This window comes from Bacillus sp. SG-1, from assembly GCF_000181495.1.
In the GTDB taxonomy this organism is placed as follows: domain Bacteria; phylum Bacillota; class Bacilli; order Bacillales; family Bacillaceae_B; genus Rossellomorea.
In genome coordinates this window covers 62,482-88,665 of record NZ_ABCF01000001.1, presented here as the reverse complement: position 1 = coordinate 88,665, position 26,184 = coordinate 62,482, and the positions used below count along the sequence as shown (strand labels likewise).

Genomic DNA, 26,184 nt, shown 5'->3' with positions numbered 1-26,184 from the left:
AAAAAGGAGAGTGGCTTCATTGACTAACTTTAACAAATTATCAGAGGTACTTCAAACGTTCATTACCGACGAAGAGGTGGAAAACCTTTGTGAGAAGTGGGGTTATCGTGACACCGCAAGAAAGTTTTCCGCCAAAGATTTGGTACGCTTCTTTGTCATTTCTTCTGCGAAAGATTGGAAAAGCTTTCGAGATGCCGAAACCAAGATACCCCAGGAAGATAGTCTGCCTTCAGTTGACCACTCGACCCTTGCTAAAAAGGCTCAAAACGTCCCTTATCAGATCCTTCAAGAATTGTTCTCTCGTTTAGTCAATCGCTTAGGACGCGGAATGCGCCGAGCACTGTTCAAGCCCTATAAACTATTCGCGGTCGACTCCACAACCATTACTTTTCAACATCCAGATATGAGCTGGGCGGGTTACACCCGTACCCGCCACGCTATTCGTCTCCATACAAAGTTCGATGTAGAGGAAGGGCAACCTACCCAAGTCATCCCTACAACTGGGCGGCACCACGATGTCATGGTGGCACCCAAGTTGTATGAAGACACGGAACCCCTTTCCATCATCACCGCAGATAGAGGATATGCACGAACGCGAGACTTTGAGGATTTACAGGAAGACAATCAATTCTTTGTGATTAGAATCGCTAGCTCCTTCTCTCTCTCGGAAGAGATGGAGCATAGTGTACCTCTCGATGAAGATGGCAACGTGAAGGAAGACCTGACAGCCTTTATCGGTAAAAACTCCCGTAAGACAAAAAATCGATTCAGAGTGGTTACATTTACTGACAACGAAGGAAACAGAATAAAAGTAGCCACGAATTTAATGATGATGTCCCCTGAAGACATTGCTTATATCTATAAACTACGCTGGCAAATTGAGTTATTTTTCCGTTGGGTAAAAGGGAATCTGGATCTCTCCAACCTGTTTGGGAATTCACCGAATTCTGTATATATCCAGGTTTATGGAACTCTTATCAGTTACTTTCTTTTGCGCTGGATTTACAATGAAACAAAGGATGAGTGGGATATTTTGCATTCTTTCACCTTCATAGAATTCACCCGACGTTACTTGGCATATACCTTACCTGTGGAGGTAAGGTGTGCCATTAAATCACTTTTTGAACGAAGGGGGAGTCTGTGCCAATCACTTGGAAAAATATAGCTAATCAACACCCGTGGACAGTCCCTCTTAGGGCTTTAAAGCGGTAATGCATTACTTAAAAAACAGCATCAGAACACAAGTCCTGATGCTGCTTCACTAATGGACTGAATGGACAAAAAAGTTCATCAAAAACAGTCCAGCAATAATATATAAAGGAAGCGAAACATCTTTTGCTTTTCCATTCGCCACTTTCAGGATCGGATACAAGATAAAACCAATTGCAATCCCATCAGCGATACTAGAAGTAAAAGGAATCATCGCGATGATAAAGATTGCAGGAAAAGCCTCTGTTAAATCTCTAAGATCCATGTGGCGGATGTTCTGGATCATCAGCCCTCCGATAATAATCAGGATCGGAGCAATCGCATGGTCAGGTATCCACTTAAGATATGGAATAAACAGCGTTGAAGCAAGGAACAACACTCCCGTTGTAAGAGAAGTCAAGCCCGTCCGTCCGCCTGCTGCAATGGCTGCCGCACTCTCTACAGTGGAAACCGTTGGACTTGTTCCAAAAACACCACAGGTAGCTGCTGAAAACGCGTTTGCCTGAAACGCTTTAGGATACTTTTCTGGAGTACCCGCCATATCAACATGACCATTTACCAGTCCGATATTCTCAAAAACAAGCACCATGGTAATTGAAAACGCTGCAATCAAAAACGGCAGCTCTATCAATCTTGAGAAAGATAATTCAGCGAACACGGCCCCGTATTCTTCTAAACCAAAGCCTGATTGCCCTGCTTCCGGTTCAATCCCGAATAGGAAGCCAAGCAGCGTTCCAAAGACGATGCTCCATAAGAATCCACCTTTAACATTTCTGATAAACAGAAAAATCGTTACAAGGAATGTCAGAATGGTCGCAATAACCCCTATGTCGCTAATATCTCCGAGACTAATAAGTGCACTCGTACCTTTTTCTACGATACCGCCTTTTTCCAATCCAATCAGCATCAGGAACAGACCTAATCCTACCGTGATCGCCTCTTTAAGCGCTTTTGGAATCGCCCTAGATAAAATACCGGATAACTTCGTAAATGCAACAATCATGAATAACAGCCCTGAAACAAAGACAGCCGCTAATGCCTCCTGCCATGTAAGACCCATCGACTCCACTAAAGTAAAAGTGAACATCGCATTGATCCCCATTCCCGGTACCAGCAATATAGGAGCGTTTGCCCAAAAGGCCATCACAAGGCATCCGAAGAACGATGCAAGAATCGTAGCCATAACCGCCCCTTCAAACGGCATACCCGCCTCTGAGAGAATCATTGCATTAATAGCAATGATATAAACAATCGTAAAATAACCGATCGCTCCCGCTGTCACTTCTTTCTTAACTGTTGTTCCGTGCTGCTTTAAACGAAAAATACCTCCTGTTGTTTTCATAATATCATGTCCTTACGACACAGCCCTCTCCCTACCCGCTTACCCTTAATAAAGGGAAGCCACAAGGACTAATTTTAGCAGATGTACGTACCTTTGCCAATATATTTTTTGAGTTAATGGGCTCTCACTTTAACGCTTTAAACCACTAAGAGGGACAGTCCCTTTTAGTGCTTTAAAGTAAAAAAGAGCGGGATATCCCGCTCTTTGCTGGTTTTACTGTTCAATTTGACGGATAAGGTTCGCCATTTCGATGGCACTGACAGCCGCTTCCCATCCTTTGTTCCCGGCTTTGGTTCCGGCACGCTCGATAGCCTGCTCAATTGTGTCAGTTGTCAATACACCGAAGATAACCGGCACATCCTCTTGCAACCCCACATTTGCTACACCTTTCGCAACCTCACCACTGACATATTCAAAGTGCGCAGTCGCTCCTCTGATGACAGTACCAAGGGTGATGACCGCATCATACTTTTTAGAAGCAGCCAATTTTTTAGCAATGACAGGGATTTCGAATGCTCCCGGCACCCATGTAACCGTTATGTCTGCTTCGTCCATACCATGGCGTTTCAGCGCATCTTCTGCACCGCCTAGAAGTTTGCTTGTGATGAATTCATTGAAACGTGCCACCACGATTGCCACTTTTAATCCTGAGCCTACTAAATTACCTTCATAAATTGTTTTCATGTTAACTCCTCCTTAGAATTGAAGTAAGTGTCCTAACTTACTGTGTTTGGTTTTTAAGTATTTTTCATTTTCTTCCTTGGATGGCATTTGGATGGCGACTCTCTCTTCAACTTCAAGGCCGTATCCCTTCACACCCGTAATTTTACGAGGGTTGTTTGTCAGAAGCCTCATTTTGGAAACTCCAAGATCCTTGAGGATTTGTGCCCCAATCCCGTAATCACGCAAGTCGTCAGCAAAGCCAAGTTTATGATTGGCCTCGACTGTATCCAGTCCTTCTTCTTGAAGTTTATAGGCTTTCATCTTGTTGACAAGACCAATTCCGCGTCCTTCCTGTCTCATATAGAGCAGGATTCCTTTGCCTTCTTTTTCAATCTGAGAAAGGGCGGCATGCAGCTGCGGCCCGCAGTCACATCGGTTTGAACCAAAGACATCCCCGGTAAGACATTCCGAATGTACCCTCACAAGGACAGGTTCACCAGGGGAAATCTCTCCTTTAACAAGGGCGACATGTTCCTGACCCGTCAATTTTTCTGTATAGGCTACCGCTTTAAAATGGCCGAATTCTGTCGGAAGCTCTATTTCCACTTCCTTTTCAACCAGCTTTTCTTCTTTTCTTCTATAAGCGATCAAGTCCTGGATTGTGATCATTTTCATGTTGAACTTTTCCGCGATTTCCTTCAGCTGTGGTACTCTTGCCATAGTGCCATCAGGGTTCATGATTTCACAGATGACCCCAGCCTGAGTGGAGCCTGATAACGCTGCAAGGTCGACAGCCGCTTCTGTATGTCCTGCCCGTTTCAATACGCCGCCGTTTTTCGCAATCAGCGGGAATACATGTCCGGGACGTTTTAGGTCACTTGGCTTTGCATCTTCTTTAATCATTTCCAAAATGGTTGTTGAACGTTCAAATGCACTAATACCTGTTGTCGTATTCACATGGTCCACACTAATCGTAAAGGCAGTACCATATGGATCTGTATTTTGGTCAGTCATCGGGTTCAGCTGAAGCTGCGATGCTTTTTCCAAGGTAATCGGCGTACAAATTAACCCTCTTCCCTCTGTTGCCATGAAGTTGATGACTTCAGGGGTCGCTTTATCTGCCAGGGCTACGAAGTCCCCTTCGTTTTCCCGATCTTCATCATCGATGACAATGATTACTTTTCCTGCTTTTAAATCTTCCAATGCTTCTTCAATCTTATTGAACATTATGTGTACCTCCATCTTGAACAGAATCGTTAGCTCATAAATCCATGCTGAGTGAGAAAATCTTTACCGAGATCCCGTTTTTCCTGATGTTCTGTGCGGCCGCCATTCATGAATTGGTATATATACTTGGCCATCATATCGCATTCCAGGTTTACAATATCCCCGACTTTTTTACTGCCTAGAATCGTATCATGTCTTGTCTGGGGAATCAGTGAAACCGTAATTGTATTATTTCCGATCTCAAACACTGTCAAAGAAGTACCATCCAAGCATACAGAGCCCCTGTTGATAAAATAACGCGATAACTCTCCAGGAATTTCAATAGTGATGTAGAGGGCATTTTCAACAAATTGGGTTGAAACAATCGTTCCTGTTCCATCAACGTGTCCCGTGACAAAGTGCCCGCCAAAACGTCCGTTTGCAGCCATGGCCCTTTCAAGATTCACCTTCGTTCCAGCTCCAAGAAGCTTTAAGGACGTATTTTCAAAGGTTTCTGGCATGACATCCACTGTGAAGGAACGCCCGCTGAATGACGTCACCGTCAGGCATGTACCGTTGACAGAGATGCTGTCCCCAAGCTTCACATCTTCCAGTACCTTTTTTGCTAATATGGAGAGCACCATGGAAGCAGAAGATTTTTTCAGATTTTCAATCGTACCGATTTCTTCAATAATTCCAGTAAACACCCTGTCACTCCTTTCTTATTGGCTTTGCAACGATTTTGATGTCTTTTCCGATTTTTTCTATTGAGGAGAATTCCAGTTCATCACCTTCAGCTATAGAAGGAAATCCATGCCCTCCAAAGCTGGTAAAGGCTTCCGACCCTCCAACCAATTTAGGGGCCATATAGATGACTACCTCTTGATAGGCTTTTTCTTTTAAAAAAGAAAAATGTATAGCCGAACCACCTTCCACAAACAGGGAAGTGACATTCAGTTCACCAAGCCTTTGTAAAACCATTTTGACCGGCAGCTTGGGAGATTCCAGCTGTTCGACTCTTACTCCTTTATTCAGAAGCATACCTTTCTTTTCTTCAGAAGCTTCACTTCCACAAAAAATAATAGTTTTAGCATGTTCAATATTTAGGATGTCGCTTTCCAGCGGAATCCTTAAATGACTATCCAATACAACTCGAATGGGATTTTTTCCACCTCGGGGCAAACGGGTGGTTAGAAGAGGGTTGTCGTTAATGACGGTATTTACTCCAACTAAAATGGCATCGTGGTGATGGCGGTATTTATGAACATCCAGCCTGGATTCTTCTGAAGTGATCCACTTGCTGTCTCCTGTATATGCCGCTGTTTTCCCGTCAAGGGTGACAGCCGATTTCAAGGTCACATAAGGAGTTTTCGTCTGTATGAAGTGAAAAAAATGTGCATTTAGTTCCAATGCCTCTTTTTCACAAATACCCGTCACTACTTCTATTCCTGCTCTTTCCAGTATATCAATGCCTTTACCAGCGACTAATGGATTGGGGTCCACGCTGGCAATAAAAACTCGCTTAAGTTTATTTTCAACTATAAGATTTGCACAAGGCGGCGTTTTTCCTGTATGTGCACATGGCTCCAAAGTAACATAGATGTCTGCCCCTTCCGCCTTAGATCCCGCCTGGCGAATGGCATGGACCTCTGCATGGGGGTCTCCCGCTTTCAAATGGGCACCCATTCCGACAATTTCACCGTCTTTCACGACAACGGCACCGACGGCCGGATTGGGAGCAGTCTGCCCCTTTCCTGCTTTTGCGAGAGACAGAGCTAATTTCATATATTCTTGTTCCTGCAAAAATTACATCCTCCATCCTTGGACAATATATCCCCAAATATATTGAAGGGAAATAAAAAACCTGAGTGGTTGGAGCACTCAGGGAGATTGATTCATAATTAAATAAGCGTATAAAAGTTATTTTTTCACACGCCTCTTCCTTCTCCCATCCAGACTTTCACTGTCGGCTTTGGAATTTCACCAAATCCACCGTCATTAATTAAAATGACGGGTCACGGACTAAGAACCATCTGGTTCATCACCGCCGGTAGGGAATTTCACCCTGCCCCGAAGGAATTCATATTCGATTGCCTTTACTATACCATAATAATAATAGAGTTGCATTATAGAAAACCTGAAAGTTCTAACATTGATAGTAAGTGATGTGTTCTGCCAAGTCTTCAATTGCAGCAGCCTTTTATGGATACGAGTTAAATCGAAGCATAGGCGACCACGACAATGAGCAGCCCATTATGATAGCGAAGAAATAGAATATGAAAAAGAACCCACACATAGTATGCGTGAGTTCCTTCAACCCTCAGCCTGCCATTTTCCTGCATTCCTCTGCACAGTCAAAACAGATCTCTGCGCATGTTTGGCAATGCCTGTAATCAAACGATTTACACTCGGTTCCGCATGCTTCACAAATATCTGCACACAAAGCACAGACCTGTTTGGCAAACTTACTGCTGCGCTGCATGACTGCTGTGGCATATGAACAGATTTCCGCGCACTCCCTGACCAGTTCAATGCATTTGGCCATTTTTTCATCTTCTTTCAAACAAGCATGGTAACATACATTACAGGCCTCCATGCACTCATGACAAGCTTTAATACAACTTTTATAACTGGCATCCATTCGTTTCCCTCCATTCCAGGTCTCTCTTAGTTTCCCAAAATAAAGGAAAAACTTTCGGTTAAATTACATAATAATCTTCCAACAATAACACGATATAAAGGAAAGCCCACTGTTTCAGGACGTTTTCACTCTCTTCAAATAGGACGACGATGCTTGAAGGATCAAATAATTGTTGTGTTTGCAGCGGTAACCTTCCACGGGTTAAGGAGCTAACTTTTTCTCCATCAATGTAGAGGTCCCACCCCTCCCCTCTCCTCATAAAAAAAACCTTTTGCGCCGATGCATTTCTGCCATTAAAAACTTTGCTGCTATTTCCTTGCACAGACATCTCTAATAATTTTCTCTCCACACTTAAAATTAGTTCTTTATCACCATTCTCAAGGACTAAGGATTTCCCCTTAAAATTAACACGTGATTTCATCCTTCCATCCAAACTGAAAAAGCAATAGGAGGCTTTCTCTTTATTAATCACAAAATTGTGGTTGCTATTATTTGTGGCCACTTTTAAGGCTTCTCGTGAGCGGTGTATTTCTAAGTTATATATCACATACATCATTACGAATGTCATACCAAGGATAATCAACATCAAATAAAAAAGAATGTGCAGGCCTGGAATCAACAGGCTTAACAACACACCCAGCAGCAAAGAAGCCAATGCTTTCTTAAAATAATATCGGCTCATTTTATGATAAAAAAGGGCAATATTCATAGAGAGTAGTCACTCCTTAATAGAGTTCTTTCCATAGTATGATACTAGTAGAGAAAATAGAACTGCTTGGATAAGGGGTCTTACTATATATCTGGAAGTGGCAGGAGAGATTTATCTATTGAAGGATAGGATATCAAGTTTCCCCTTCTATCACGGAAGAATTTAACGGGTACTTTAGCCCAAATCTGCATCCTGTCCATTTAGGGTGTGGACCAAGTTTAGTTGAGAGATGGATGGTCAAGGAAACCACGGCTGTATATGAGGTTTTTGCAATCTGGGAATATGACTCATATGAAAAATATGAAAAGATTGATAAGAAGGTTATTAATGATGAAGAACATGTGAAGCGTGTTCAAAACTGGTACAAGAAAATGGGTGGAAAAAAATCTAAAAAGGGGTATTTTATAAAATTGCAGAGGACTTTCCAGAAGAGACGGTTGCTAAGGAGAAAACAATAATGAGGTAAAAATATAACAATTGCACCTGAAGGACCCTGTTATGAAAGGGTCTCTTTTCACTTTATGCCACTTCTTTCGAGGTCTGATAGGATCTCCGGTGAAAGAAATACTCTCATTTGTTCTTCCGTTACCCACTTATAAGCACTATGCTCTTCGGACAGAATAACCTTGCAGGAATCACATTTGCAAAGATAGGTTAAAAGGACAACCTGACGTCTCGGATCTGTTTTGAAACTAGTAGCATACAAAAGCTTTTCAACTGAAACTCTCAAACACGTTTCCTCTTTTACTCCCCTCACTAAAGCAACTTCCAATTCTTCACCAAAATCAATCTTACCACCCGGAAACTCCCAGGTACCCCCGCCCACTTCATCATCCATCGCGCGCTGGACGATTAAGATTTTTCCATTATTAATGACCAGGCCCTTCACCGCGACGACCGTCTTGTTAACAGCTTCCATCTATTTTCACCACTTTCTTATGTAATTCATCCTATTTTCCTATAATTGGCGGAAATTCTCAACTGGACTAACTTTAGTTTAACAAGAAGTTGATTATAGCTTGCTGAATATATATATCAAGCGGATCTAAGCTCAGATGTGAGTCATTTCGCGATTATAGTCAAAAACAGATCAAAAAGAGAGGGCAAAAATTACAGCTTACCGAGTTTTTGCGTCTATACTACCTTAATTCTGTCGAAAGTTTTTGGCTTAACGAATAATATCATGCTTCTTCTTTGAATTTTGCATCAAATTGCGGTAGTTTTGCGTCTGAAATGAAAGTTATGCGTCGAATCCAGGGACTTATGCATCTAAAATGAAAGTTATGCACCGAACTGACATTACTGGTGTACAATTACTACTTATTCGCACCTCCTCTCCAGGAAAATGTATGAAAGAAGATCTAATTAGTTTGAGGGTTTAACCATATAAAATCATCCTTTTATGTCTACTCGATGAGTATTTGCGTCCATTAGCAGTTTATTGCTTCTAATTTTGAGTAATTGCGTCTTATATTTTTTGCGTCCAATACCAAATCTCTCTTGAGTCCCCACCCTCGCTCCTGCACTTAATGAAGTTACTAATAGTCTCTGTATTTTCTGAACACAAAAAAGAGCACCTCATCAAGGTACTCTTTTTTCTGCCTGGCCCAGGGGGAGTCCCAACTACCATCGGCGCTAAAGGCTCGGCCGGCGATGAGCGGCGAATCTCTTCGTCCGCTTCGCTCGCTCACATCCTCATGGGCAGAGCCCACTCCGGTGTTCGCTCCCTCTCGTCCTCGACCTTCTTGCTCCTCCCCATCCTCGCTCCTGCTACTGATGGAATTCCAGAACTAAACAACCTCATTTTCTCTCTTTTTGATATTAAAAAAGAGCACCACTTCGGGTACTCTTTGGTCTGCCTGGCGACGTCCTACTCTCACAGGGGGAGATCCCCCAACTACCATCGGCGCTGAAGAGCTTAACTTCCGTGTTCGGCATGGGAACGGGTGTGACCTCTTCGCCTTAATCACCAGACATATTATGTTGAAAGAACATTGTTCTCTCAAAACTAGATAAAGTTATGAAGAAAAGAAAGTATTCCGAGTTTCGCTAATAAATTGTGGTTAAGTCCTCGATCGATTAGTATCTGTCAGCTGCACGTGTCGCCACGCTTCCACCTCAGACCTATCTACCTGATCATCTTTCAGGGATCTTACTCACATAAAGTGATGGGAAATCTCATCTCGAGGGGGGCTTCATGCTTAGATGCTTTCAGCACTTATCCCTTCCGCACATAGCTACCCAGCGATGCCTTTGGCAAGACAACTGGTACACCAGCGGTGCGTCCATCCCGGTCCTCTCGTACTAAGGACAGCTCCTCTCAAATTTCCTGCGCCCACGACGGATAGGGACCGAACTGTCTCACGACGTTCTGAACCCAGCTCGCGTACCGCTTTAATGGGCGAACAGCCCAACCCTTGGGACCGACTACAGCCCCAGGATGCGATGAGCCGACATCGAGGTGCCAAACCTCCCCGTCGATGTGGACTCTTGGGGGAGATAAGCCTGTTATCCCCGGGGTAGCTTTTATCCGTTGAGCGATGGCCCTTCCATGCGGAACCACCGGATCACTAAGCCCGACTTTCGTCCCTGCTCGACTTGTAGGTCTCGCAGTCAAGCTCCCTTGTGCCTTTACACTCTGCGAATGATTTCCAACCATTCTGAGGGAACCTTTGGGCGCCTCCGTTACTCTTTAGGAGGCGACCGCCCCAGTCAAACTGCCCACCTGACACTGTCTCCCACCCCGATAAGGGGCGCGGGTTAGAAGTTCAACACAGCCAGGGTAGTATCCCACCGACGCCTCCACCGAAGCTGGCGCTCCGGTTTCTTAGGCTCCTACCTATCCTGTACAAGCTGTGCCAAAATTCAATATCAGGCTACAGTAAAGCTCCACGGGGTCTTTCCGTCCTGTCGCGGGTAACCTGCATCTTCACAGGTACTATAATTTCACCGAGTCTCTCGTTGAGACAGTGCCCAGATCGTTGCGCCTTTCGTGCGGGTCGGAACTTACCCGACAAGGAATTTCGCTACCTTAGGACCGTTATAGTTACGGCCGCCGTTTACTGGGGCTTCGGTTCGCACCTTCGCTTGCGCTAAGCACTCCCCTTAACCTTCCAGCACCGGGCAGGCGTCAGCCCCTATACTTCGCCTTACGGCTTCGCAGAGACCTGTGTTTTTGCTAAACAGTCGCCTGGGCCTATTCACTGCGGCTCTCTCGGGCTTGCACCCTACCAGAGCACCCCTTCTCCCGAAGTTACGGGGTCATTTTGCCGAGTTCCTTAACGAGAGTTCTCTCGCTCACCTTAGGATTCTCTCCTCGCCTACCTGTGTCGGTTTGCGGTACGGGCACCTTTTTCCTCGCTAGAGGCTTTTCTTGGCAGTGTGGAATCAGGAACTTCGGTACTATATTTCCCTCGCTATCACAGCTCAGCCTTCACGGTGACGGGATTTGCCTCATCACCAGCCTAACTGCTTAGACGCGCATATCCAACAGCGCGCTTACCCTATCCTCCTGCGTCCCCCCATCACTCAAACGGAAAAGAGGTGGTACAGGAATATCAACCTGTTATCCATCGCCTACGCCTTTCGGCCTCGGCTTAGGTCCCGACTAACCCTGAGCGGACGAGCCTTCCTCAGGAAACCTTAGGCATTCGGTGGACAGGATTCTCACCTGTCTTTCGCTACTCATACCGGCATTCTCACTTCTAAGCGCTCCACCAGTCCTTACGGTCCAGCTTCACAGCCCTTAGAACGCTCTCCTACCACTGACACCAAACGGTGTCAATCCACAGCTTCGGTGATACGTTTAGCCCCGGTACATTTTCGGCGCAGAGTCACTCGACCAGTGAGCTATTACGCACTCTTTAAATGGTGGCTGCTTCTAAGCCAACATCCTGGTTGTCTAAGCAACTCCACATCCTTTTCCACTTAACGTATACTTTGGGACCTTAGCTGGTGGTCTGGGCTGTTTCCCTTTCGACTACGGATCTTATCACTCGCAGTCTGACTCCCATGGATAAGTCTTTGGCATTCGGAGTTTGTCTGAATTCGGTAACCCGATGAGGGCCCCTAGTCCAAACAGTGCTCTACCTCCAAGACTCTTACTACATGAGGCTAGCCCTAAAGCTATTTCGGAGAGAACCAGCTATCTCCAAGTTCGATTGGAATTTCTCCGCTACCCACACCTCATCCCCGCACTTTTCAACGTGCGTGGGTTCGGGCCTCCATTCAGTGTTACCTGAACTTCACCCTGGACATGGGTAGATCACCTGGTTTCGGGTCTACGACCACATACTCATTCGCCCTATTCAGACTCGCTTTCGCTGCGGCTCCGTCTTTCCGACTTAACCTTGCATGGGATCGTAACTCGCCGGTTCATTCTACAAAAGGCACGCCATCACCCGTTAACGGGCTCTGACTACTTGTAGGCACACGGTTTCAGGTTCTATTTCACTCCCCTTCCGGGGTGCTTTTCACCTTTCCCTCACGGTACTGGTTCACTATCGGTCACTAGGGAGTATTTAGCCTTGGGAGATGGTCCTCCCAGCTTCCGACGGGATTTCTCGTGTCCCGCCGTACTCAGGATCCACTCAAGAGGGAACGAAGTTTCGACTACAGGGTTATTACCTTCTGTGACGAGCCTTTCCAGACTTCTTCGTCTACTTCGTTCCTTTGTAACTCCGTATAGAGTGTCCTACAACCCCAAGAGGCAAGCCTCTTGGTTTGGGCTAATCCCGTTTCGCTCGCCGCTACTCAGGGAATCGCGTTTGCTTTCTCTTCCTCCGGGTACTTAGATGTTTCAGTTCCCCGGGTCTGCCTTCCATACTCTATGTATTCAAATATGGATACTGCACCATTACGTGCAGCGGGTTCCCCCATTCGGAAATCTCCGGATCAAAGCTTACTTACAGCTCCCCGAAGCATATCGGTGTTAGTCCCGTCCTTCATCGGCTCCTAGTGCCAAGGCATCCACCGTGCGCCCTTTCTAACTTAACCAATAGGTTAATCATACAAAATATCTCATAAGAGATATCCTAAAATGGCGAATTCTCGGTTCTTTCTTGACTTTCTTCATATATCTTTATCTAGTTTTCAAAGAACAATGTTTTGATGGTCATCCCGCGCCTCACGAGCTTTTAAAGCTTCGCTACGCTGCGCGATGTTAATGAGGGTTCTTTTCGCTATCGCGAAAAAACCTAATTAAACCATCAAAACTGAACAAAACAAAATCAATACGTCACGTCTCATATATCCTTAGAAAGGAGGTGATCCAGCCGCACCTTCCGATACGGCTACCTTGTTACGACTTCACCCCAATCATCTGTCCCACCTTAGGCGGCTGGCTCCTAGGGCAAAACTTAACTTCCTATAGATACTATAAGAGGTTAAGTTTTGCCCCAGGTTACCTCACCGACTTCGGGTGTTACAAACTCTCGTGGTGTGACGGGCGGTGTGTACAAGGCCCGGGAACGTATTCACCGCGGCATGCTGATCCGCGATTACTAGCGATTCCAGCTTCATGCAGGCGAGTTGCAGCCTGCAATCCGAACTGAGAACGGTTTTATGGGATTTGCTAAACCTCGCGGTCTTGCTGCCCTTTGTACCGTCCATTGTAGCACGTGTGTAGCCCAGGTCATAAGGGGCATGATGATTTGACGTCATCCCCACCTTCCTCCGGTTTGTCACCGGCAGTCATCTTAGAGTGCCCAACCTAATGCTGGCAACTAAGATCAAGGGTTGCGCTCGTTGCGGGACTTAACCCAACATCTCACGACACGAGCTGACGACAACCATGCACCACCTGTCACTCTGTCCCCCGAAGGGGAAAGCCCTATCTCTAGGGTTGTCAGAGGATGTCAAGACCTGGTAAGGTTCTTCGCGTTGCTTCGAATTAAACCACATGCTCCACCGCTTGTGCGGGCCCCCGTCAATTCCTTTGAGTTTCAGTCTTGCGACCGTACTCCCCAGGCGGAGTGCTTAATGCGTTAGCTGCAGCACTAAAGGGCGGAAACCCTCTAACACTTAGCACTCATCGTTTACGGCGTGGACTACCAGGGTATCTAATCCTGTTTGCTCCCCACGCTTTCGCGCCTCAGCGTCAGTTACAGACCAGAAAGTCGCCTTCGCCACTGGTGTTCCTCCACATATCTACGCATTTCACCGCTACACGTGGAATTCCACTTTCCTCTTCTGTACTCAAGTCCCCCAGTTTCCAATGACCCTCCACGGTTGAGCCGTGGGCTTTCACATCAGACTTAAGAGACCGCCTGCGCGCGCTTTACGCCCAATAATTCCGGACAACGCTTGCCACCTACGTATTACCGCGGCTGCTGGCACGTAGTTAGCCGTGGCTTTCTGGTTAGGTACCGTCAAGGTGCCGCCCTATTTGAACGGCACTTGTTCTTCCCTAACAACAGAGCTTTACGATCCGAAAACCTTCATCACTCACGCGGCGTTGCTCCGTCAGACTTTCGTCCATTGCGGAAGATTCCCTACTGCTGCCTCCCGTAGGAGTCTGGGCCGTGTCTCAGTCCCAGTGTGGCCGATCACCCTCTCAGGTCGGCTACGCATCGTTGCCTTGGTGAGCCGTTACCTCACCAACTAGCTAATGCGCCGCGGGTCCATCTGTAAGTGGTAGCTAAAAGCCACCTTTCCACTCTTCCTCATGCGAGGAAAAGAACTATCCGGTATTAGCCCCGGTTTCCCGGAGTTATCCCAGTCTTACAGGCAGGTTACCCACGTGTTACTCACCCGTCCGCCGCTGACATCAGGGAGCAAGCTCCCATCAGTCCGCTCGACTTGCATGTATTAGGCACGCCGCCAGCGTTCGTCCTGAGCCAGGATCAAACTCTCCGAAAGAAGTTTGACTTGCTCGTTGATGCTGAAACTATGTTTCAGCCTGCTAATTAAAGTGTTAGCAACTTAGTAAGAACTAGGTTCTCACTAGAATTAACGTTGACGTTTTGTCTTGTTTTGTTCAGTTTTCAAGGTTCAATCGTTCAGAAGACTATCATAACACGATACATCGTCTTAGTCAACTTCTGCGAAAAAGTATTTTTTCTCACTTCATCGCTTTGCTGTTTCAGCGACATTTATTACTATACCTCATTGTTTCGTAGAAGTCAACTTCTTTCAAAAACCTTTTTGACTTCGCTTTTGATCTGTCCTCCCTCATTGTTTTGAGGAAGATTACTAATATAGCATTTTTAATATAATAGTTTCAACAGGTATTTTCTTCCTGTAAGTGAATCCTCAAGACCATTTCTAATCTTGAGGATCTATTTCGATTACACCGTTATAAATTGAGAGCGGACACCTCTCCAGGCAAGGAGATCTTCATGGATTGATTGGGCATCGTTATATCCTTGGTGATATAATTCTTCAAGTCTTTTAGGGCTGCGTTCCATTCTGCCTACTTTTAGCGGCTGTTGAGGACGGATAATAAAGACGTTCCCTTTCTCCTCTTCCCTTTCAAGGTAATCAATCGTTTCATTATATACGTTATAACGATTTATCATGGCTTTTCTCAATCCAGGATATTGAGGGTATTTACGCTTAATGAGGTATTGAAACCTTGATGGGCTTTTTTTATACCCCTTATTTCTGGTTAGAATGACGACATTTTGTTTGAACCCGTCCAGTTCAGCTTTTTTTACCGGAATCGGGCTGCTGATGCCCCCGTCAAGCAAATGGCGGGATTGGAATTCTACAATGGGCGCCACAAAAGGCAGGGAGCTCGATGCACGAATCGGTGTCAACACATCTTTACCATAATCTTTTTTATAATGATAAACCGGTTCACCGGTATGGCAGTCAGTTGTACCGATTACAAATTCTGATTGATTGTTGTGAAAGGCCTCATAATCATAGGGAACTATCTTATTGGGTATTTCATCAAACACAAAATCCATGCCGAACAGTTCACGATTTCTAATATAATTTCTCCAGGAAAGGTATTTAGGGTTTCCCGCAAATCCGATATTCACTTTTTTGTTTCGCCCTTTTTGTTTTGACAAATATGAGGCAGCGATACACGCTCCTGCCGACACACCAATTACATAGGGAAATTCAATCTCTTTTTCCAGAAAGAATTCCAGGACGCCGGCAGTGTATACTCCTCTCATTCCCCCGCCTTCCAATACTAGTCCGGTTCGTTCAAAAAGCAATATAGTTCACCTCTGTATATTTATTTCTTCATTATATAATGTATCTCACTCATATAATTGTCTCACAAAATAGGAAAGGAGTGTATTTATCAGCTTACCTAAAATCCAATGGGATAAGCATTGCACCGCATTCTTTTTCATAGTATTCGATCGGTCCCGCTTCTCCTAAAACGGTATATGCGTAGCCTTTTCGTTTCATGTCTGCCAGTGCTTCATGAAGAAGGGCTCTCCCCACCTTGTTCTTCCGTTCAGATTTTGCTATTCCCATCGGACCATAGATCCCTTTTTGATTCCGGTAAACATCATAAGAAGAAAAGCCAATGAGTTTTCCTCCCATCCACGCTAAAAATATGGGGATTTCATCCTTTCGGAAACCGTTCCTCAGTGTTTCTGTCCATGCTTCTCCAAAGTTTTCAGCAGCAAATTGCAAGACCGCTTCTTCATCTATTTCTTGTGCTCTTTCGATTCTTGCTTCAATGTTTTTGAATTCTTTTTCAATATAAGTATTCATAGGCACAATCAGGTCACGGGCTGTGGTAACGGATGCTTTTATTTTTTCATGCGGAAGTCCGGCGAGGAATCCTTGCTCTTCTGCCGTCCATGATTGATAAAACGCTTTAATTACGTGTCCTTCATTCAAGTAAATCTGATTATAATTTCTCATGATCTCCAATGCCCTTTTCCACAAGCTGTCCACCCTTTTCGTAACCGGTGTAGAAAAATCCTCATGTTGGACGCTGACCTTCTCAGTGGGTCTGTTTAAAACAAGAAGATCATGAACTATATCTTCGACCAGCAGGTACATTTCCAGCAATGTCCCCTTCTTCACTAGTGCAGCCCCAATAAAAAGGTCGAGTGGTTCGACTGGCCCTTCACTGATCTCCTCAGCATTTTTTATCAATTCTTTCACTTTATCTGTTAGATAATACGTTTTCACCCATCATTCCTCCCTATAGCCAAAAGGCCGATTCTTGAATAGAACCGGCCCAGATTACTTCTATATTCTACATATCTTTTATTTTTCCTATGATAACTCTTTATTTTTAAAAATTCTTGAAGAACCTTCCATCAAAAGGATAATGACCAGAACCGTAGTTATCAGCGCCATCGACAAATCAAAGGACCAATTGCCTTCCATCAGGACTTCTGATGTATAAGTTGATAGCCGGGAAGGAGACCACGCCAGCTGGTTTGAAAATACGGTCGACAGAAACGAAAGAAAAATCGATAGAGCAATAGCTGAGAAGGCTGCTGAAAAAAATCGTCAACGTCACAATAAATGCGAGCCAGAATCCATATGCCACCAGGGCCTGAAGGAAATATTCTGAAGGAATGTTTTCAAATAATAAAGTGATATAATACCAGCTTGAAAGCATGCCCAATGCGTATGAAACCCATACAAGGATTAGGGCTGACAGCCACTACACTTTCCAAAACTGCTTTTATTTATAAACTTCCTGCATCCTTGCAATTTCATTTTTGATTTTTTCAACAAGTGAAGGAGGAGAGATTACTTTAGCCTGGCTTCCCCAGTTCAATATCCAGCTTGCAAGTCCTTCACTGTCTCTTGCTTTTGTTGTAAGAAGAAAATGGTCATCGTCTTCTTTTTTGATATCAACTTCCTTACCGAAATTATCAAGCATGACGTTGATTAATTCATTTTTAAAACGAATTTTAATCCATTCTTCGGACCCGGCAAACATATGAAAAGTGGATTGAACATACTTACTTACATCAAAAGGTGCATAACTGAAGGTTCCCTCTGTCACTTCTACATTGCGCAACCGGTCGATCCGATAGTGACGGATTTCTTCAGCTTCCATGAAAAAGGCGATGAGATAGTAAAAATCATTTGTCCATGTCAGGGCCAAAGGTTTCACATAGTATTTTCCACCATTTCGGCTAAGCGTGAACTGTTTGTCTACATTATATCTTCCATATTGAAACGTGATCACTTTCTTTTCTGAAATAGCCTGATGAATCGAGTGAATCGCAAGCCTGACCATTGGGCTCTCACTTTTCACTGAGGAGTCAATCAAAATTTCGTTTTGGAGAAGTTTCGCCTGATGAATACTGGTTAACTTCTTTATTTTGCGGATTAAGCTCTTAGTTTCATGGACACTGATAAACCGGGCAGAAACAACGGCATCGATGAGTATCCTCAATTCATAGAGCTCAAAAAGGCGGTACTGGTGGCTATAATATTTAGGCAGGCCCTCTTTCTCCTGATTTATCGTGACATCAAACCCTGACTGGATGAGATGGTCAATATCATCCTTAAGTGAATTTTTGTTCACCTTAATATCCGCACCATAAGCAAGCTTAAAGTGATACATCAATTCTTCGAAAGTCAGTTCATTTTCTTCATCCGTCTGCTCTCTTAATATCTTCATTAACTTCAACAATCGTTCCTTATTATTCACACGTTCCACATCATTCACCTCTCTTTTATTCTAGCAAACAATGGAATAAATCCCCTAAAAAATAGAAAAACCGGCTGCGTATGATATACAGCCGGATCCTTTATCGCTTTAAACCATTAAAAGGGACAGTCCCTTTTAGCAAGGTGAAGCGTTAATACATTAAAGCGTATTGTTACTTGATGATACGAAAAACAGTAGGTATACGATAGTAATCTCCTTCATAAGCCTTGATGGCCCCAAGAATGGTAAATATCAAGGCCAGCACACCGACAATCGGTGCCAATATAAATCCTATGAGGACAAACATCAGTAATGAGCTGACAAGCCCGTAGACGAAATAGGATATGAGAAAGTTCATATATTCCTTTCCGTGGTGGTCGATGTAATCCGACTCATCTTTTTTGATAAGCCAGATCACCAAAGGACCGATAAAGGCAGTAAAAAAGCTGATAATGTAAATAAATGCGGCTAGTAATCTTTCATCTCTTGTAGATTCCACAATAATTCCCCCAATCAATCGTTACTACTTTACTATACGAAGGTTTCACCGAAAAGTTTCAGGTTATTTATAAGAAGTTACTCTTTCCCCCTTTAAAGCACTAAGGGGGACTGTCCCTCTTAGTGCTTTAAAGGGGGAAAGTTTAGGTCTTCTTCCGGCATTTTTGAATATATGTTAAATAGAACCCTTGTCCAGGAAGGATGAACGAATATGATGTCTAAATTAGAGGCCCTCATTTTAGGGATGATTCAAGGGCTGACTGAATTTTTACCTATTTCCAGTACAGGCCACCTTTATATCGGGCGCAAAGCTTTCGGCCTTGAGGAAGCGGGACTTTTTCTTGATACGATGCTCCATTTGGGTACACTGCTTGCCGTTCTGGTCGTCTATCAGAAAGAATTACTACATATGGTCAGGCATCCCTTCAGCAAGCTTAGCTTCATTCTGGTAATCGGTACAATCCCTGCTGTAATCATCGGTTTTACATTTGAAGATTATTTTGACAAAATCTCCACCACAGGCAGCACGATCGGATGGGAATTCCTCATTACCGGTCTCATCATGTATATTGCAGACGGAGTTAAAGACGGGTATAAAAAGCTCGAAGACCTCACATATACAGATGCCTTTGTCATTGGCAGCTTTCAAGCTGCGGCCATCTTTCCTGCTCTGTCCAGATCAGGACTGACCATTGCAGCAGGCCTTTTCAGAAAACTAGACCGCCAGACAGCTGCTTACTTTTCATTCCTTTTATCTACACCAGCCATTCTTGGCGGTTTGATTATGAAAGGAAAAGATCTGTTCACAGGCACTGTAGAAGTTGTATCCCTGACCGCCTTGATGGTGGGGACAGCCGCGTCTGCTGTTTTTGGCTACATTGCCATTGTTGCTATGATTAACTTTTTGAAGAACCGCTCATTAAAAATCTTTTCCTATTATGTTTGGGGACTGGGCACCCTCATATTAATCCTTCAATGGGCAGGAATATTTTAAGGAGGGATCGGTATGGGGAAAGAGTGGATACTTGGTTTACTTCAGATCCTTTCTGAATGGGGATACTTTGGCATTGCTTTCGGGCTGATGATTGAAGTGATTCCAAGCGAGCTTGTTTTAAGTTACGGAGGATTCCTTGTCTCTGAAAACAAATTGACATTCCTCGGAGCCCTTCTTGCAGGTGTCATCGGCGGTACAGTGGCACAGTTATTCCTATATTGGCTCGGTTTGTATGGCGGCAGACCCTTTTTTGAGCGATGGGGCAAATTTCTTCTGATCAGCGAAAAACACCTTCAAGCTTCAGAGGACTGGTTCAGCCGATATGGTTCTTTTGTCATCTTCTCTGCCCGTTTCATCCCTGTCGTCCGTCATGCGATTTCGATTCCTGCCGGTATAGGCAAAATGAAGTTTTCTTTATTCTTCCTTTATACCTTTGCTGCCATGATTCCTTGGACAGTCCTGTTTCTTCTGATCGGCATGGAACTTGGAGATCATTGGGAACAAATTGAAGTCATAGGCAGCCAATATATAAAACCAGTTGCTTTTTTCGCCTGTTCGGGAATAGCTCTTTATTTCGCCGTCCAATTATGGAGAGCAAATCAAAATAAAAAATAACCTTTTATTGGCTTCAACTTACGTGGCTTTTTGTATAAAATATTATCTATTGGTGACTTTGCCAAATTTAATAAAGGAAATGAAGTCATGCAGAAACTTATTCTTAAAAATGCTTTTGTAAATACAATAACCTCGGGAATCATTCCATACGGAAATGTATGGATTGAAGGGGGAAAAATTAAAAAGGTTTCTTCCACTTGGGAAGAGGAACTGCTTCCTGGTGCACATGTTATCGATTGTAAGGGCAAGCCGCTTCTGCCAGGATTTATTGATGTCCATACACACCTTGGACTCTATGATGAAGGAACAGGCTGGGCAGGAAATGACGCCAACGAAACAATCGAACCGATGACCCCTCATATTCGCGCATTTGACGGCGTATACCCCCTTGATCCAGGATTTCAAGACGCACTAAAATATGGTGTCACAACCGTGAACGTCATGCCTGGAAGCGCCAATGTCATTGGAGGAACGACAGCGGTCATCAAGACATTCGGAAAGAATATCAGTTCCATGCTCGTCCGTGAAACGTCAGGCCTGAAGCTGGCCCTAGGTGAGAATCCAAAAAGAATACACAGTAACGGCAATAATGACTCCATCACCCGGATGGGAATCATGGGAATGCTCAGGGAAGCTTTTTTCAATGCCAAGTATTGCGATCAGCCTGAAGATCTGCGGGTTGCTCCGATCGTTATGGCACTGAAAAAAGAAATCCCTGTTAGGATCCATGCCCATCGCGCGGATGACATTTTAACTGCGGTCCGTTTTGCACGAGAGTTTGATTTGGACTTGAGGATCGAACACTGTACCGAGGGACATCTAATTGCCAATGAACTGCGTGACTTATCCTTGAAAGTCTGTGTGGGCCCTACTTTTACCCGCCGCTCTAAAGTTGAATTAAAGAATAAGAGCTGGCTGACCTATCAGGAACTGTCGAATAATGGCGTTGAAGTGTCGATCACGACTGACCACCCGTATACACCTGTACAATACTTGAATATGTGCGCAGCCATAGCTGTGAGAGAAGGATGGGATCCCGAAAAAGCTCTGGAAGGCATCACAATTAATCCCGCTAGAAACTTAGGGGTGGATCATCGTCTTGGCAGCATCGAGAAGGGAAAAGATGCCGATCTTGTCCTTTGGAGCGACCATCCATTTCACTTTATGGCTAAACCAATGCTGACATTGGTGAACGGCGAAATCGCTTTCAAAAACATGTAGAAAATTGGTGAATTTTTTCATAAAAAATAAACGAAAAACCTATTTCATTTTATGATTTTTTCTAGTATGATACGAAAAGATGATATATTCCATTATATTGTTCACTAGCCGGGCAATTGGATATATGGCTTATGTAATGGAGGGAAGGCAAATGGTGCGCCACCAGTTTCTTGACTGGTCTTAGTGGGTTCGATTCCCACCCCGAAATTTTTTATGTTCTTATGAAAAATTTCGAGGGTGGAGTCTTGACGCATAAAGACTGCCCTCATGGAGGGATATCAATGATCAAGAAACGCGAATTTCAGGACTGTCATGTTCTGTTCGATTTGATGGTGCATCCAGAAGTCTTCCCTTTTGTGCGTCATAAAGCTCATTCCTATGAGGAGTTCTTGTTTTTGACAAAAAGCACTATTGAAGCCGAAGAGTGCGGAGAATTAATTTCACGTACAATCGTCGATGAATGGGGCAATCCGATTGGAACAATCAACCTGTTCGACATTGAAAACGGTTCAGGATTCCTTGGAACCTGGATCGGCAAACCTTATCATGGCAAAGGCTATAACAAGCCTGCCAAGGATGCTTTTTTCCATGAGCTTTTTTATGAACTGGGCATGGAAACAGTGTTTATGAGAATCAGAAAAGTCAACATCCGTTCACAAAAAGCAGCAGAAAAGCTTCCTTATGTAATCAAGGCAAATGAACTAAGACCATCCATTTACGAGCAGTTGAATGCACATGGAGATATTTACGACCTTTATGAAATTCCGAAAGATCTATATACCATGCATCTTTACAGCACTTCTCAAGAAGAAGAGCAAGCAATGGAGGCATGAAAAAAGCTCTGGATTCCCAAATGGAATCAGAGCTTTTTTGTTTAAATATAATATCCGCTGCCTCCCGCAATTTGTTGTTATATTTAATGTTGTCTACTCAATGCTGCCGCTTATGTATTCCTTCATTAGACCTTATCTGTAAGTGCCTTTACTACATCATCTACAAAGGCATTGAATAATGATGTGGGAATCGAGGCTCTTTTTATACATCATCTGATCAGGCACACGGATTTGATGTATGAATTATGTTTCTTTTCATACATCATCGACAAAAGATTTGAATAATGATGTGGGAATCGAGGCTCTTTTTATACATCATCTGACCAGCACACGGGTTTGATGTATGAATTATGGCTCTTTTACTACATCATCTACAAAGGCATTGAATAATGATGTGGGAATCGAGGCTCTCTTTATACATCATCTGATCAGGCACACGCGTTTGATGTATGAATTATGTTTCTTTTCCAACATCATCGACAAAGGATTTGAATAATGATGTGGGAATCGAGGCTCTTTTTATACATCATCTGATCAGGCACACGGGTTTGATGTATGAATTATGGCTCTTTTACTACATCATCTACAAAGGCATTGAATAATGATGTGGGAATCGAGGCTCTTTTTATACATCATCTGACCAGCACACGGATTTGATGTATGAATTATGTTTCTTTTCATACATCATCGACAAAGGATTTGAAAAATGGTGTATGAATCGGGGCTCTTTTTTTACACGAACCGCTTGGCAGTCCTGAATTTCATGTATGAATCAGCACCTAAAAAAATGCCCGCCACATCAATTATGCAGCAGGCACTTCATTTTTTTACTTTGACAAACGTGAAAGCTCATTGTACATATCTTCGATGGTGTATGACGATTTATTTTTTTCCATTGCTGTAATCATTTCATCGCTGGTTTGCTCAAGTTCAGTAAGCTTTTGTTTAAATGTTTCAGGATTCAGTTCTTCTTCTTCCAGTTTCAATGCAATTCCTTGTTTGACAAAAGAGTCGGCATTGATGATTTGGTCTCCCCTGCTTGCTTCCCGGGAAAGCGGAATAAGAAGCATTGGGATTTTCAAAGCTAAGAATTCAAATATCGAGTTTGAGCCTGCACGTGAAATGACATAGTCTGTCATTGCGAGGAAATGAGGCAGTTCAGTCGAGACATATTCATACTGTCGATACCCTTTTTGCTCCAAAGAGGGCTCTAAGTTCCCTTTTCCACATAGGTGGATGATTTGATATTTCTCTAGCAGCAGTACCAAATTCTTCCGCACCGACTCATTGATTTTACGAGAACCGAGACTGCCTCCCATGATCAATAGTACAGGTTTGTCTTCGTAAAATCCTGTCAGCCTCTTTCCTTCTGCCTTATCTCCGGTAAACAGCTCTTCCCGAATAATGGCTCCTGCACAAATCGCTTTATCAGCAGGCATACTGTTCAGTGTTTCAGGAAACGTCGTGAAGATTTGGGTCGCGAACGGTACCGCGAGTTTATTGGCCAATCCTGGTGTAAAATCAGATTCATGAATGGCTGTTGGAATTCCGGTAATCTTTGCGGCCATGACAACCGGCACAGAGACGAATCCCCCTTTGGAAAAGATGACATCCGGCTTTGTTTTCCTTATGATTGTCAAGGCTTCCATGAGGCCTTTCATTACTCTGAATGGATCGGAAAAATTTTCCCATGAGAAATACCTGCGCAGTTTTCCGCTTGAAATTCCATGATAAGGAATGTCGGGGAATTGCTCGGTTATGATTTCATTTTCAATTCCATCTTTCGATCCTATGTATGATACCTTCCAGCCCTGCTTTTTGAAAAAAGGGATAAGGGCCGCGTTTACGGTGACATGCCCGGCAGATCCGCCGCCGGTGAAAAGTATATGTTTGCTCATATATAAGCTCCTATCCATTAAGTATCCTTTACCATTATACACGGTAATTTCCTAAACATTATCAAAAATATATCTTAACACGGATAACTCCCGCTTTCGAGCAGAAAAACCCTCTAATGTTCTTTCTATACCCTAATCAAGATCCAATTATGATATAATTCACTAGTTCATTTTTTTAGATGAAAATTTGCTTTTGTGAGGCTTAAAATGTATGAGACAAACCACAACTTTAAAAGATAAATTCAGACAGTTTCTCATCGTGCTGGTGCCCATTCTTGTTACGCAGTTAGGCATGTTCAGCATGAGTTTTTTCGATACGATGATGTCCGGGAAGTTCTCTTCAACTGACCTGGCGGGTGTAGCCATCGGTTCCTCATTATGGATTCCTGTATTTACCGGGCTGAGCGGTATACTGCTCGCAATTACTCCAATCGTTGCACAGTTGGTCGGAGGGGGACGCTATAAAGATGTCGCCTTTTCTGTGATACAAGGTATTTACGCGGCAACGATCCTTGCCATTGCAGTTATTATTGCCGGTGTCTTCTTACTCGACCCCATCCTAAACAATATGAATCTTGAGGACGGTGTCCGTTTAGTTGCCAGGCAATACCTGATTGCTTTAGCTTTCGGGGTTATCCCAGTGTTTGTGTACAATGTTCTTCGTTCGTTCATTGATGCATTGGGCATGACCCGCATCACCATGTACGTTACTTTAACTTCTTTACCTATTAATGTTTTCTTCAATTATGTTCTTATTTTTGGTAAGTTTGGGTTTCCTCAAATGGGAGGAGTCGGAGCCGGCATAGCTTCTTCGATCACATACTGGTTGATTACCCTTATTGCTGCGCTAGTCATTTACCGATATTACCCGCTGAGGAAATACAATGTCTTTGGTAAGTGGTTTGCAATCTCAATTTCTAAATGGAAGGAAATTATGCTAATCGGTGTCCCCATCGGCCTTTCCATATTCTTTGAGGTTAGTATTTTCTCGGCTGTAACATTATTTATGAGTGAATACAGCACAAATGTGATTGCTGCCCATACAGCTGCTATCAATTTCGCTTCATTTCTTTATATGATCCCTTTGAGTATCTCAATGGGATTGACGATTGTGGTAGGTTTCGAAGTCGGGGCAAAGAGACTTCAGGATGCGAAGACATACAGTTTCATGGGAATATCAACTGCTGTTATTCTGGCGGTTATCTACGGTGTGATCTTGCTTCTATTCAGGGAACCTATTTCCGCTCTTTATACTGATAACCCTGAAGTAAGTGCCCTGATCGTTCACTTCCTGCTCTATGCAGTGTTTTTCCAACTATCAGATGCTATTCAGGCAGCTGTGCAAGGAGCTCTGCGTGGGTATAAAGATGTCAATATCACCTTTATGATGGCTTTGGTCTCCTATTGGGTCATCGGCCTGCCGCTCGGTTACTTCCTGGCGAAGTTCACTGAGCTCGGACCCTATGGCTATTGGGTAGGATTGAGTTCAGGCTTGACCGCTGGAGCTATAACACTATCGTGGCGCTTGAAAATTGTTCAGAGAAAGACGAAAATGAAAATTCATAACATGAACGATTGATAAATGTCAGCGGTTTCTGAAAACGGAGCCGCTGTTTTTTTGTGGTTGATGAGCGGGTTTCACGAGCAGGGTACATCATTGGGTGTGGTTCTCCCTTTAGGTGTACCCGCTTCCCGAGCGAGGTACATCATCACATAGGAAACACCTAAATGAAGTCATGCGCTCTGCTCGCGTGGGGTGTCATTTCA

The 26,184-nt window shown here is 43.9% G+C and carries 21 protein-coding genes, 3 rRNA genes and 1 riboswitch; of the genes, 7 read left to right on the top strand and 17 right to left on the bottom strand.

Going from position 1 to position 26,184, the window contains the following annotated elements; all coding sequences use genetic code 11:
* Nucleotides 1-19: 19 nt before the first annotated feature.
* Complete coding sequence (locus BSG1_RS00470) at nucleotides 20-1,165, top strand: IS4 family transposase (RefSeq protein ID WP_006834786.1); 1,146 nt, start codon at nucleotides 20-22, stop codon at nucleotides 1,163-1,165.
* A gap of 96 nt (nucleotides 1,166-1,261) precedes the next feature.
* On the opposite strand, the gene BSG1_RS00465 is transcribed toward BSG1_RS00470, so the two are convergent.
* The 7 genes from BSG1_RS00465 to BSG1_RS00435 form a co-directional block, all read right to left on the bottom strand.
* On the bottom strand, nucleotides 1,262-2,551 hold the full coding sequence (locus BSG1_RS00465) for an NCS2 family permease (protein WP_006834785.1): 1,290 nt from the start codon (nucleotides 2,549-2,551) through the stop codon (nucleotides 1,262-1,264).
* Nucleotides 2,552-2,764: 213 nt separating this feature from the next.
* Nucleotides 2,765-3,235 (bottom strand): 6,7-dimethyl-8-ribityllumazine synthase, encoded by a 471-nt coding sequence (ribH, locus tag BSG1_RS00460; protein WP_006834784.1) that lies wholly within the window; start codon nucleotides 3,233-3,235, stop codon nucleotides 2,765-2,767.
* A gap of 12 nt (nucleotides 3,236-3,247) precedes the next feature.
* The gene (locus tag BSG1_RS00455) at nucleotides 3,248-4,441 is read right to left on the bottom strand and encodes a bifunctional 3,4-dihydroxy-2-butanone-4-phosphate synthase/GTP cyclohydrolase II (protein WP_006834783.1); all 1,194 of its coding nucleotides are present in this window, start codon (nucleotides 4,439-4,441) and stop codon (nucleotides 3,248-3,250) included.
* Between the two features lie 29 nt (nucleotides 4,442-4,470).
* The gene (gene ribE / locus BSG1_RS00450) at nucleotides 4,471-5,127 is read right to left on the bottom strand and encodes a riboflavin synthase (protein ID WP_006834782.1); all 657 of its coding nucleotides are present in this window, start codon (nucleotides 5,125-5,127) and stop codon (nucleotides 4,471-4,473) included.
* 4 nt (nucleotides 5,128-5,131) lie between these two features.
* On the bottom strand, nucleotides 5,132-6,223 hold the full coding sequence (ribD, locus tag BSG1_RS00445; RefSeq protein ID WP_006834781.1) for a bifunctional diaminohydroxyphosphoribosylaminopyrimidine deaminase/5-amino-6-(5-phosphoribosylamino)uracil reductase RibD: 1,092 nt from the start codon (nucleotides 6,221-6,223) through the stop codon (nucleotides 5,132-5,134).
* A gap of 133 nt (nucleotides 6,224-6,356) precedes the next feature.
* Nucleotides 6,357-6,502, bottom strand: a riboswitch (FMN riboswitch).
* A 238-nt stretch (nucleotides 6,503-6,740) separates the two neighbouring features.
* Entirely contained in the window at nucleotides 6,741-7,061 is a 321-nt protein-coding gene (locus tag BSG1_RS00440; RefSeq protein ID WP_006834780.1) for a four-helix bundle copper-binding protein, read from the bottom strand.
* A 58-nt stretch (nucleotides 7,062-7,119) separates the two neighbouring features.
* Nucleotides 7,120-7,770 (bottom strand): hypothetical protein, encoded by a 651-nt coding sequence (locus BSG1_RS00435; RefSeq protein ID WP_006834779.1) that lies wholly within the window; start codon nucleotides 7,768-7,770, stop codon nucleotides 7,120-7,122.
* A 125-nt stretch (nucleotides 7,771-7,895) separates the two neighbouring features.
* Here BSG1_RS00435 and BSG1_RS00430 point away from each other — a divergent pair, with 125 nt between their 5' ends.
* Nucleotides 7,896-8,228, top strand: a complete 333-nt coding sequence (locus BSG1_RS00430) for an NIPSNAP family protein (protein ID WP_156791369.1) — start codon at nucleotides 7,896-7,898, stop codon at nucleotides 8,226-8,228.
* Between the two features lie 56 nt (nucleotides 8,229-8,284).
* Here BSG1_RS00430 and BSG1_RS00425 read toward each other — a convergent pair whose 3' ends face one another.
* The 9 genes from BSG1_RS00425 to BSG1_RS00385 all read right to left on the bottom strand — a co-directional run bounded on the left by BSG1_RS00425 (nucleotide 8,285) and on the right by BSG1_RS00385 (nucleotide 18,857).
* Nucleotides 8,285-8,689, bottom strand: coding sequence for an NUDIX hydrolase (locus tag BSG1_RS00425; protein ID WP_006834777.1), 405 nt, complete (start codon nucleotides 8,687-8,689; stop codon nucleotides 8,285-8,287).
* A 938-nt stretch (nucleotides 8,690-9,627) separates the two neighbouring features.
* A 5S ribosomal RNA gene (rrf, locus tag BSG1_RS00420) occupies nucleotides 9,628-9,744 on the bottom strand.
* Between the two features lie 85 nt (nucleotides 9,745-9,829).
* A 23S ribosomal RNA gene (locus tag BSG1_RS00415) occupies nucleotides 9,830-12,765 on the bottom strand.
* Between the two features lie 262 nt (nucleotides 12,766-13,027).
* Nucleotides 13,028-14,628: ribosomal RNA gene (locus BSG1_RS00410) — 16S ribosomal RNA — on the bottom strand.
* Together the 16S, 23S and 5S rRNA genes form the textbook arrangement of a ribosomal RNA operon.
* Before the next feature lie 428 nt (nucleotides 14,629-15,056).
* Nucleotides 15,057-15,935: a patatin-like phospholipase family protein gene (locus tag BSG1_RS00405; protein ID WP_006834776.1), complete on the bottom strand. Its 879-nt coding sequence runs from the start codon at nucleotides 15,933-15,935 to the stop codon at nucleotides 15,057-15,059.
* 94 nt (nucleotides 15,936-16,029) lie between these two features.
* The gene (locus BSG1_RS00400) at nucleotides 16,030-16,872 is read right to left on the bottom strand and encodes a GNAT family N-acetyltransferase (protein ID WP_006834775.1); all 843 of its coding nucleotides are present in this window, start codon (nucleotides 16,870-16,872) and stop codon (nucleotides 16,030-16,032) included.
* 178 nt (nucleotides 16,873-17,050) lie between these two features.
* Nucleotides 17,051-17,317 (bottom strand): hypothetical protein, encoded by a 267-nt coding sequence (locus BSG1_RS00395; RefSeq protein ID WP_044022145.1) that lies wholly within the window; start codon nucleotides 17,315-17,317, stop codon nucleotides 17,051-17,053.
* A gap of 60 nt (nucleotides 17,318-17,377) precedes the next feature.
* On the bottom strand, nucleotides 17,378-18,367 hold the full coding sequence (locus BSG1_RS00390; protein WP_232214160.1) for a helix-turn-helix transcriptional regulator: 990 nt from the start codon (nucleotides 18,365-18,367) through the stop codon (nucleotides 17,378-17,380).
* 163 nt (nucleotides 18,368-18,530) lie between these two features.
* On the bottom strand, nucleotides 18,531-18,857 hold the full coding sequence (locus BSG1_RS00385; RefSeq protein WP_442852147.1) for a DUF4870 domain-containing protein: 327 nt from the start codon (nucleotides 18,855-18,857) through the stop codon (nucleotides 18,531-18,533).
* Nucleotides 18,858-19,070: 213 nt separating this feature from the next.
* Here BSG1_RS00385 and BSG1_RS00380 point away from each other — a divergent pair, with 213 nt between their 5' ends.
* The 4 genes from BSG1_RS00380 to BSG1_RS00365 all read left to right on the top strand — a co-directional run bounded on the left by BSG1_RS00380 (nucleotide 19,071) and on the right by BSG1_RS00365 (nucleotide 22,519).
* Nucleotides 19,071-19,850 (top strand): undecaprenyl-diphosphate phosphatase, encoded by a 780-nt coding sequence (locus BSG1_RS00380; protein ID WP_044022291.1) that lies wholly within the window; start codon nucleotides 19,071-19,073, stop codon nucleotides 19,848-19,850.
* A gap of 12 nt (nucleotides 19,851-19,862) precedes the next feature.
* On the top strand, nucleotides 19,863-20,465 hold the full coding sequence (locus BSG1_RS00375) for a DedA family protein (RefSeq protein WP_006834769.1): 603 nt from the start codon (nucleotides 19,863-19,865) through the stop codon (nucleotides 20,463-20,465).
* Nucleotides 20,466-20,552: 87 nt separating this feature from the next.
* Nucleotides 20,553-21,686 (top strand): amidohydrolase, encoded by a 1,134-nt coding sequence (locus tag BSG1_RS00370; protein WP_044022144.1) that lies wholly within the window; start codon nucleotides 20,553-20,555, stop codon nucleotides 21,684-21,686.
* Between the two features lie 281 nt (nucleotides 21,687-21,967).
* Nucleotides 21,968-22,519: a GNAT family N-acetyltransferase gene (locus BSG1_RS00365; RefSeq protein WP_006834767.1), complete on the top strand. Its 552-nt coding sequence runs from the start codon at nucleotides 21,968-21,970 to the stop codon at nucleotides 22,517-22,519.
* Nucleotides 22,520-23,346: 827 nt separating this feature from the next.
* On the opposite strand, the gene BSG1_RS00360 is transcribed toward BSG1_RS00365, so the two are convergent.
* Nucleotides 23,347-24,417: an undecaprenyldiphospho-muramoylpentapeptide beta-N-acetylglucosaminyltransferase gene (locus BSG1_RS00360; protein ID WP_006834765.1), complete on the bottom strand. Its 1,071-nt coding sequence runs from the start codon at nucleotides 24,415-24,417 to the stop codon at nucleotides 23,347-23,349.
* 211 nt (nucleotides 24,418-24,628) lie between these two features.
* Here BSG1_RS00360 and BSG1_RS00355 point away from each other — a divergent pair, with 211 nt between their 5' ends.
* The gene (locus tag BSG1_RS00355; RefSeq protein WP_006834764.1) at nucleotides 24,629-25,996 is read left to right on the top strand and encodes an MATE family efflux transporter; all 1,368 of its coding nucleotides are present in this window, start codon (nucleotides 24,629-24,631) and stop codon (nucleotides 25,994-25,996) included.
* Nucleotides 25,997-26,184 lie beyond the last annotated feature (188 nt).

Bases quoted from the DNA above. Each gene is read 5' to 3' on its own strand.
- BSG1_RS00435 (WP_006834779.1), bottom strand. From the start codon at position 7,770: ATGAATATTGCCCTTTTTTATCATAAAATGAGCCGATATTATTTTAAG.
- BSG1_RS00440 (WP_006834780.1), bottom strand. From the start codon at position 7,061: ATGGATGCCAGTTATAAAAGTTGTATTAAAGCTTGTCATGAGTGCATG.
- BSG1_RS00425 (WP_006834777.1), bottom strand. From the start codon at position 8,689: ATGGAAGCTGTTAACAAGACGGTCGTCGCGGTGAAGGGCCTGGTCATT.
- ribH (WP_006834784.1), bottom strand. From the start codon at position 3,235: ATGAAAACAATTTATGAAGGTAATTTAGTAGGCTCAGGATTAAAAGTG.
- BSG1_RS00365 (WP_006834767.1), top strand. From the start codon at position 21,968: ATGATCAAGAAACGCGAATTTCAGGACTGTCATGTTCTGTTCGATTTG.
- BSG1_RS00375 (WP_006834769.1), top strand. From the start codon at position 19,863: ATGGGGAAAGAGTGGATACTTGGTTTACTTCAGATCCTTTCTGAATGG.
- BSG1_RS00380 (WP_044022291.1), top strand. From the start codon at position 19,071: ATGTCTAAATTAGAGGCCCTCATTTTAGGGATGATTCAAGGGCTGACT.
- BSG1_RS00370 (WP_044022144.1), top strand. From the start codon at position 20,553: ATGCAGAAACTTATTCTTAAAAATGCTTTTGTAAATACAATAACCTCG.
- BSG1_RS00360 (WP_006834765.1), bottom strand. From the start codon at position 24,417: ATGAGCAAACATATACTTTTCACCGGCGGCGGATCTGCCGGGCATGTC.
- BSG1_RS00465 (WP_006834785.1), bottom strand. From the start codon at position 2,551: ATGAAAACAACAGGAGGTATTTTTCGTTTAAAGCAGCACGGAACAACA.
- BSG1_RS00355 (WP_006834764.1), top strand. From the start codon at position 24,629: ATGAGACAAACCACAACTTTAAAAGATAAATTCAGACAGTTTCTCATC.
- BSG1_RS00455 (WP_006834783.1), bottom strand. From the start codon at position 4,441: ATGTTCAATAAGATTGAAGAAGCATTGGAAGATTTAAAAGCAGGAAAA.